Source organism: Streptomyces pseudogriseolus, assembly GCA_002154585.1.
Classification (GTDB): Bacteria; Actinomycetota; Actinomycetes; order Streptomycetales; family Streptomycetaceae; genus Streptomyces; species Streptomyces pseudogriseolus.
This window is the reverse complement of the sequence record MUNG01000055.1, coordinates 1-8,600: the sequence shown is the minus strand read 5'-3', so window position 1 is coordinate 8,600 and position 8,600 is coordinate 1. Positions and strand designations below refer to the sequence as shown.

Annotated in this window: 6 protein-coding genes; 3 read left to right on the top strand and 3 right to left on the bottom strand. The window is 75.4% G+C overall.

What is annotated here, in order from left to right:
• Positions 1-2,056 (bottom strand): 4-alpha-glucanotransferase (gene malQ / locus CCN29_RS06655; RefSeq protein WP_086680510.1); only part of this gene is annotated, 2,056 nt, incomplete at its 3' end.
• 1 nt (position 2,057) lies between these two features.
• Complete coding sequence (locus tag CCN29_RS06650) at positions 2,058-2,354, bottom strand: hypothetical protein (RefSeq protein WP_006133640.1); 297 nt, start codon at positions 2,352-2,354, stop codon at positions 2,058-2,060.
• 267 nt (positions 2,355-2,621) lie between these two features.
• Here CCN29_RS06650 and CCN29_RS06645 point away from each other — a divergent pair, with 267 nt between their 5' ends.
• The gene (locus tag CCN29_RS06645) at positions 2,622-5,501 is read left to right on the top strand and encodes a beta-N-acetylglucosaminidase domain-containing protein (protein WP_086680508.1); all 2,880 of its coding nucleotides are present in this window, start codon (positions 2,622-2,624) and stop codon (positions 5,499-5,501) included.
• Between the two features lie 252 nt (positions 5,502-5,753).
• Here CCN29_RS06645 and CCN29_RS06640 read toward each other — a convergent pair whose 3' ends face one another.
• Positions 5,754-6,290: an HNH endonuclease gene (locus CCN29_RS06640; protein ID WP_006133642.1), complete on the bottom strand. Its 537-nt coding sequence runs from the start codon at positions 6,288-6,290 to the stop codon at positions 5,754-5,756.
• Between the two features lie 313 nt (positions 6,291-6,603).
• On the opposite strand from CCN29_RS06640, the gene CCN29_RS06635 reads away from it, so the two are divergent.
• Positions 6,604-7,689: a mechanosensitive ion channel family protein gene (locus CCN29_RS06635; RefSeq protein ID WP_031017585.1), complete on the top strand. Its 1,086-nt coding sequence runs from the start codon at positions 6,604-6,606 to the stop codon at positions 7,687-7,689.
• A gap of 273 nt (positions 7,690-7,962) precedes the next feature.
• Positions 7,963-8,600, top strand: a 638-nt coding sequence (locus tag CCN29_RS06630) for an ROK family transcriptional regulator (protein WP_143661286.1), incomplete at its 3' end; no start/stop codon positions are given.

The window sequence follows — 8,600 nt, the reverse complement described above, 5'->3', positions numbered from 1 at the left end:
CGGCCAGGGCGCGCAGCCGGGGGGACGCCGCCAGGTCCTCCAGGGACACCGGGCGCCCCTCGGCGTCGGCGACGGGCAGCCGCCAGTTCGGGTACTGGTCCCAGGTGCCGGGCAGGTTCTGCGGGCGCCGGTCCCCGACGCCGTCCGGCAGCCACACCCCGACCATGCGGGCCGGGGTGCGCAGCAGGTAGCGGTACACCGCCCGGATCCCGGCCTCCTCACCTGCGGGGTCGGGGGCGTCCTCGTCCGTCAGCAGCCCCAGTTCCTCCAGGCGCTCCCGCCACTCCCGCACGTCCGCCGCCGCCTCCGCCCGCTCCTCGGCGAGCGGGCGGGTGAGCAGGCCCAGCCGGTCGCGCAGCTCCACGTGCTCGCCGGTGAGGCGGGCGGCGGTGGACGGCAGGTCGTGGGTGGTGGCCGTGGCCAGGCAGTCGGCGCGCCAGCGCTCGGGCGGCAGGGGGCGGCGGTCGCCCTCCCAGTCCCGCTCGAACCACAGCACCGACGTGCCGTACACCCCGCGGTCGCGCAGCGCGTCACGCACCCCGGGTTCGACCGTCCCGAGGTCCTCGCCGATCACCAGGGCCCCGGCGCGGGACGCCTCCAGGACCAGCACCGCCAGCATGGCCTCGGCGTCGTAGCGGACGTACGTGCCCTCGGTGGGCGGGCGGCCCTCGGGCACCCACCAGAGCCGGAACAGGCCCATCACGTGGTCGATGCGCAGGGCGCCCGCGTACCGGAAGAGGCCCCTCAGCAGGTCGCGGAAGGGGGCGTACCCGCTCTCTGCGAGGCGGTCGGGGCGCCAGGGCGGCAGCCCCCAGTCCTGGCCGCGCGCGTTGAAGGCGTCGGGGGGCGCGCCGACGGACATGCCGGGCGCGAAGTGGTCCTGCTGCGCCCAGGCGTCCGCGCCGGTGGGGTGCACGCCGACGGCCAGGTCGTGGACGATCCCGACCGGCATCCCCGCCTCGCGCGCCGCACGCTGGGCGGCGGTGAGCTGGGCGTCGGTGAGCCAGACCAGCCAGGAGTGGAAGCCGACGCGGTCCCGCAGCTCCTCGCGGGCGCGGGCGGTCTCCGCCGAGCGGGGGTCGCGCAGCGTGGCGGGCCAGCGGCGCCAGTCGGGGCCGTGCGCCTCGGCGAGGGCGTACCAGGTGGCGTGGTCCTCCAGGGCCTGCCCCTGCTCGGCGCGGAAGGCGTGCAGGGCGGCGGCGCGGCCGGGGCCGAGCGGCACCGTCCGCACCAGTTCGAGCGCTTCCCGCTTGGCCTCCCAGACGGCGTCCCGGTCGATCAGCTCGCCCTTGCCGAGCACCGCCTCCCGCAGCCGCGCCGCCCGCTCCAGCAGGGCGTGCAGCCGCGCGCGGTCCTCGACGTACGCGAATTCGGGCACGGCCTCGACCCGCAGGTGCACGGGGTCGGGGAAACGGCGGGAGGAGGGACGGTACGGGGACGGGTCGGTCGGGGGTCCGGGGACGGCCGCGTGCAGGGGGTTCACCTGGACGAACCCGGCGCCGAGCGCGCGTCCGGCCCACGCGGCCAGCTCGCCGAGGTCGGCGAGGTCGCCCATGCCCCAGGAGCGGCGGGAGAGCAGGGAGTACAGCTGCACCAGCAGCCCGTACGAGCGGCCCTCGGCGGCGGGCAGCCGGGGCGGCGCGACGATCAGGTGGGCGCGGGCGGTGCGGCCGTCGGGGGCGGTGGCGGTGAGCAGGTGCACGCCGGGCGGGAGGTCCTCGGCCGACGCCCGCGTCTCGCCGTCCTCGGTGCGGATCTCCAGCCGGGTGCCGGCGGGCAGCGCGGCGAGCGCTTCGGGCGGGCGGGCGCCCCGGCCGACGACGGTGGGCGGCAGCAGTCGCTCGGCGATCTCCTGTTCGCGCACGGCCAGGGCGGCGCGGGCGGCCTCGTCGGTGGACGCGTCGACGCCGAGGGCGGCCAGCGCGCGGGTGACGGCGGTGGCGGAGGCCGTGACCGTCGTGTCCGGGGAGGGCTGGTAGGAGGTGGCGACGCCGTGCAGGGCGGCGAGCCGGGACAGCGCCTCGGAGGGCGTCCCGTCCGGCCGTGGCGCGGTCACGCTAGGGCTCCGGGCGGTACTGGGCCGGGAAGGAGTCGAGTCCCGCGGCGTCCGAGGGGTCGGAGAAGATGTCGGACTCGCTGGTCAGCGGGGTGGCGTCGGCGAGCGGCGGCTCGCTGGTCAGGGGTTCCGCGTCGGGCAGCGGGGGTTCGCTGGTCAGGGGCGCCTCGGCGCCGGTGCCCTCGGCGCTGAACACGCAGTCGTGCGGGTCGTGGGCGGAGTGCTCCGCCTCGGGCGCGGAGTGCTCCGCCACGGGTTTGGACAGGACCGGGGGGAAGACGTATGCCGCTGCGGTCACCAGGGGCCTCCTCGTCGAGCCGGGCGTGCGGGTCATCTCGCAGCCCTACCCAGTGGACGCGAGCGCAGACGCACAAAGACGTGCAACGTGAACCTGGTCACATTCTCTCCCCGTACTCTCACTCCTCAGGGGGACAAATGCGCCACAACACCCCCTCTGATTGACACGTTCACTCCAGGAGTGGTGGGCTCGGGGCGTCTCGGTAACGGAATGGACACGGCCGCCGGTCGTAGGCCGGCCGGTCCCGGGGGATTCAGGAGGGGCCTCGTGCAGTTGTGGCGTGGCGGAACGGCGACCGCGCGGAGGACCGCACTCGCACTCGCCGTGCTCGCCGGATCCCTGGGTGCCGCACCCGTCGCGACGGCCGCGCCCGCACCGGATCCGTCCCGGTCGCCCGCCGCCGACCCGGCGGACGTGGCCGGCGCGGGCGTCCCGCCGGTGTGGCCGCGCCCGCACTCCCTGCGCGCGAACGGCGCCCCGGTCCGGGTGACCGAGGAGGTCGCCGTGGTCGCGGAGCGGGGCGCGGACCCGTACGCGCTGGAGGCGCTGAAGGACGTCCTGCGGGAGGCCGGCGCGCGCCGGTTCACCGACCCCGGCGCACCGGTGCCCGAGGGGGCGCTCGTGGTGCGCGCGGGCCATGCACGCGCCTCCGCCGACCCCCTGCACGCCCTCCCGGCGGGCGGCTACACGCTCGCCTCCGGCGACGGCTCGGTGAGCCTGACCGGGGCGGACGGCGACGGCCTCTTCCACGCCGTGCAGACCCTGCGCCGCCTGGTCCGCGCCGACGGCACGCTCGCCGCCGCCGTCGTACGGGACTGGCCCGCCACCGCCGTGCGCGGCGTCACCGAGGGCTTCTACGGCATCCCGTGGACGCACCGGCAGCGGCTCGGCCAGCTCGACTTCATGGGCCGCGCCAAGCTCAACCGGTACCTGTACGCGCCCGGCGACGACCTGTACCGGCAGGCCCGCTGGAGCGAGCCGTACCCGGCCGAGCGGCGCGCCGAGTTCCGCGAGCTGGCCGAGCGGGCCGCGCGCAACCACGTCACCCTCGGCTGGGCCGTCGCGCCCGGACAGGCGATGTGCCTCTCCTCCGACGACGACCTGCGCGCGCTGACCCGCAAGCTGGACGCCATGTGGGCGCTGGGCTTCCGCGCCTTCCAGGTGCAGTTCCAGGACGTCAGCTACAGCGAGTGGCACTGCGGGGCGGACGCCGAGCGGTTCGGCTCCGGACCCGAGGCGGCCGCCCGCGCCCACGCGCACGTGGCCAACGCGGTCGCCCGGCATCTGGCGCTGCGGCACCCGGACGCGCCCGCGCTGTCCCTGATGCCCACCGAGTACTACGAGGACGGCTCGACCGCGTACCGGCGGGAGCTCGCGCGGGAGCTGGACGACGGCGTCGAGGTGGCGTGGACCGGCGTCGGCGTGGTGCCCCGCACCATCACGGGCCGTCAGCTCGCCGAGGCGCGGGAGGTGTTCGCGCACCCGCTGGTGACGATGGACAACTACCCCGTCAACGACTACGCCCCCGAGCGGCTTTTCCTCGGCCCCTACCAGGGCCGGGAGCCCGCCGTGGCCGCCGGGTCCGCCGCGCTGCTCGCCAACGCGATGGAACAGCCCGAGGCGTCGCGCATCCCCCTCTTCACGGCCGCTGACTTCGCCTGGAACCCGCGTGAGTACCGCCCCCAGGAATCCTGGCGGGCCGCGATCGCCGACCTGGCCGGCGGCGACGGCCGGCGCGAGAAGGCGCTCACCGTCCTCGCCCGCAACACGGCCTCCTCGGTGCTCGGCGGCACGGACTCGGCGTATCTGCGGCCGCTGCTGGAGGAGTTCTGGCGCACGCGGCCCGCCGCGCGCGGCACCGGTGACACGGCGGCGGCCGAGCGGCTGCGCGCCGCCTTCACCGACCTGCGCGAGCTGCCCGGGCGGCTGTCCGGCACCTCCCTGTCCGACGAGATCACCCCCTGGACCGGGCACCTCGCCCGCTACGGCGAGGCCGGCACGGCGGCCCTGGACATGCTGCGCGCGCAGCGGGCCGGGGACGCGGGAGACGCCTGGGCCGCGTACCGGCGGCTCGAAGCACTGCGTACGGAGCTGGGGTCGGCGCGGGTGGCGGTCGCGGAGGGCGTGCTGGACCCGTTCCTGGAGCGGGCGCGCACGGCGTACGAGAGCTGGGCGGGCATTGCCCGGGTGCCCTCCGGGAGCGAGGGCGGCACGCTGCGGCTGCCGCGCGCCCGGGTGCTGGACACGGTGACGGTGCTGACCGACCCGGGCACCACGGGGTCGGTGGAGGTGCGTACGGACGGCGGCGCCTGGCGGCGGATCGGCACGCTGGCCGCGGAGGGCGCGACCGAGCTGCGCGCGGGCGGGGAGTTGGTGGACGCGGTCCGGGTGGTGGGCGCGGACCCGGGGCGGGTGCGGCACGTGGTGCCGTGGTTCGCCGACGTGCCGGACGCCGTGGTGGAGCTGCCCGACGACCGCGCCGACGCCGACATCGGCCGCACCCGCACGGTGACGGTCACCCTGGGCTCGGCCCGCCCCGAGGACGTGACGGGCCGGCTGACCGTGGACGCGCCGGCGGGCGTCGACGTGCGCGTGCCGAGGACGCCGCTGTCCGTGCCGCGCGGGACGCCGGTGCGGGTGCCGGTCGAGGTGACCGTGAAGCCCGGCTCCCCCACCCGCTCCTACGACGTACGGCTCGGTTTCGGCGACGCGGCCCGCACGCTGACCGTCGACGCGGTCCCGCCCGTCGGCGGACCCGACCTGGCCCGCACCGGCCGCGCGCAGTCCTCGGCCGACGAGACGCCCGACTTCCCGGCCTCCGCGGCCAACGACGGCGACCCCGCCACACGCTGGTCGTCGCCGGCCGAGGACGACGCGTGGTGGCAGGTGGAGCTGGACCGCCCGGTGCGCCTGGGCAAGGTCGACCTGCACTGGCAGGACGCGCACGCCTCGGCGTACCGCGTCGAGGTCTCCGCGGACGGCCGCGCCTGGCGCACGGCGGCGGAGGTCCACGACAGCCGCGGCGGCCGGGAGACGGTCCGCATGGACGAGCCGGGCGTCCGCCACATCCGCGTCCAGGGCGAGCAGCGGGCCACACGGTACGGGTACTCGCTGTGGTCGGTGGAGGCGTACGCGGTCGCGGACTGATCAGGCCGACGAACGCGCCGGTCAGCTGTCCGGGACCGGCTGAGGCGCGCGGGCGTCGCCGAGGCGCCGGCGCAGGGCGGTCGCATCCCGCATCACGGTGACACCGGGGCGGTCCTGCGCCACACCCCGCCGGGCACCCTGGAGGGGCACGCGGCCGAGGCGGCGTACACGGCCCTGCTCCGCGACAACGGCGTGGCCGCCTGACGAGGCCTCCCGGCACCGCCCTCACGGGGCCGGGGCCGGAAGACCCCGTCAGGCCGAGATCCCGTCGATCCGGGCCAGCGCGTCGTCCGCCCCGTACGGCTGGAGGTAGGGCAGCCAGCGGGGGTCGCGGTGGCCCGTGCCGATGATGCGCCAGGCCAGGCCCGTCGGCGGGGCGGGCTTGTGGCGCAGGCGCCAGCCCAGTTCGAAGAGGTGGCGGTCGGCCTTCACGTGGTTGCAGCGGCGGCAGGACGCCACCACGTTGTCCCAGACGTGCTTGCCCCCGCGGCTGCGCGGGATGACGTGGTCGACACTGGTGGCGACGCCACCGCAGTACATGCATCGGCCCCCGTCACGGGCGAACAGCGCCCTGCGGGTGAGTGGGACGGGCCCCCGGTAGGGGACCCGCACGAAACGCTTGAGCCGGACCACGCTGGGTGCGGGGACGGTGACGGTCGCGCTGTGCAGATAGGCGCCGGTCTCCTCGAGGCAGACTGCCTTGTTCTCGAGGACGAGCACGAGCGCGCGGCGGAGCGGTACGACGCCGAGCGGCTCGTACGACGCGTTGAGGACCAGGACATGCGGCACGGACGGCCTCCTTGTACGCCGGCGGCGCGTGGCTCGCGCCGGGACGATCCGTAGTCAGTTTCCCCTCATGCCTGGTGAACGCGCCACCATGTCCCGGTAACGGGCTGGGAGTGTTTTCGACCACACCCGATACATCCCCAGGATCATGGCCTGTTCACGCGCGGGTGAGCGCGGTCTCTTCTTCTCACATCCCGGCGATCCGCTCACAATGCCCCGTTAGTGTGGTGGTTCCGTCCCCACCGGTGACCTGTTCGTGATCTCGCAGGCCTTGACGGCCGCACCGGGGACGGTCGTGCACCTGGAGGTACCCGCCGTGTCCTTGTCCGCCGCCCTGTGGGCCGCCGACCCTTCGCCGACCCCCGCGGAGTCGGGGACCCCACGGGTCCCGTCGCTCCAGGACGCCCAGGAGAGCGCCACGAGCGCCGCCGGCTGGGTCGAGGAGAACTGGTCGACGTGGCTCGCCATCGGGTTGCGGGTGCTGCTGATCCTGGTGATCGCGACGGTGCTGCGCGTGCTCGTGCGGCGGGCCATCACCAAGCTGGTCGACCGCATGTCCCGCACCGGCCAGGCGCTGGAGGGCGGCGGGCTCGGGGGCCTGCTGGTCAACGCCGAGCGCCGCCGGCAGCGGTCCATGGCGATCGGCTCGGTGCTGCGCTCGGTGGCGTCCTTCCTGATCATGGGCACGGCCGCGCTGATGGTGCTGGGCACCTTCCAGATCAACCTCGCGCCGCTGCTGGCGTCGGCCGGTGTCGCCGGCGTGGCGATCGGTTTCGGCGCCCGCAACCTGGTCACGGACTTCCTCTCCGGCGTCTTCATGATCCTGGAGGACCAGTACGGCGTCGGCGACACCGTCGACGCGGGCGTGGCCACCGGCGAGGTGATCGAGGTCGGACTGCGGGTGACGAAGCTGCGCGGCGCCGACGGCGAGATCTGGTACGTCCGCAACGGCGAGGTCAAGCGGATAGGGAACCTCTCGCAGGGCTGGGCGACCGCCAACGTGGACGTCACGGTCCGCTCCGACGAGGACCTGGACCGGGTGAAGACCGTGCTGAGCGAGGTCGCCGAGCGGACCAGCAAGGAGGAGCCCTGGAACGAGCTCCTGTGGAGCCCGGTGGAGGTGCTCGGCCTGGACTCGGTGCTGCTGGACTCGATGGTGGTGCGGGTCTCCGCGAAGACCATGCCCGGGAAGTCGCTGACCGTGGAGCGGGAGCTGCGGTGGCGGATCAAGCGGGCGTTCGACGCGCACGGTATTCGTATTGTCGGGGGTGCGACGGCTACGGAGGACGCGCCGGCGTCCGATCCTGCGGCGGGGGTGGCCGCGCCGTCCGCGTACGCGAGTTCTGTGTCGCCGCAGTCGATGGCCGCGTCGCCCCTGCCGGGGGGCAACACGGCCAAGTGACCCCGTGTCGGTGGTTCGGGGGCTCCGCCCCCGGGCCCCCGTCGCGCAGTTCCCCGTGCCCCTGAGGTGCCTCGTCCTCCGCGCCCCTGTGGGCTACCGAGTCGCCGGGGCCCCTGAGGGGTGCTGACCCTTGACGCCTGTTCCACGGCGGGCTTACCTTCCTTCTCATCGACAGGAAACTTTCCTAACAATCCCTTGAGGCAGCCCTGGGATGGAATCCCGGACCGCCCGCTGAGAGGCTGGGCAGTCGACGAAGGGCAGGTGGCGCGACTCATGGCAGGAACGGCCGGCACGCCGGGCACCCCGCGCGTCCTGCGCGCCATGAACGACCGGGCCGCCCTGGACCTGCTGCTGGAGCACGGACCGCTGTCCCGCACCCGGATAGGCAAGCTCACCGGGCTGTCCAAGCCGACCGCCTCCCAGCTCCTGGCCCGTCTGGAGGCGGCCGGGCTGGTCCTCGCCACCGGGACCACCGAGGGCCGCCCGGGACCCAGCGCCCAGCTCTACGCCGTGAACCCGGCCGCCGCGTACGCCGCCGCGCTGGACGTGAACCCGCACCGGATCCGCGCGGCCGTCGCCGACCTCACCGGCCGTACCGTCGGCCGCCACGAACTGCCCACCCCCGGCCGCCGCCCCACCGTACCCGTGGTCCGGCAGGTGACCGACGCCCTGGACGGGGCGGTGAAGGCGGCCGGGCTGACCCGCGCGGACATCCACCGCACGGTGATCGGCACCCCCGGCGCCTTCGACCCGAACACCGGCCGGCTGCGCTACGCGTCCCACCTGCCCGGCTGGCACGCACCGACGCTGCTGGACGAGCTGGCGGCCGCGCTGCCGATGCCGTGCGAGTACGAGAACGACGTCAACCTGGCCGCCCTCGCCGAGCAGCGGCTCGGCGAGGGCGGCCAGGT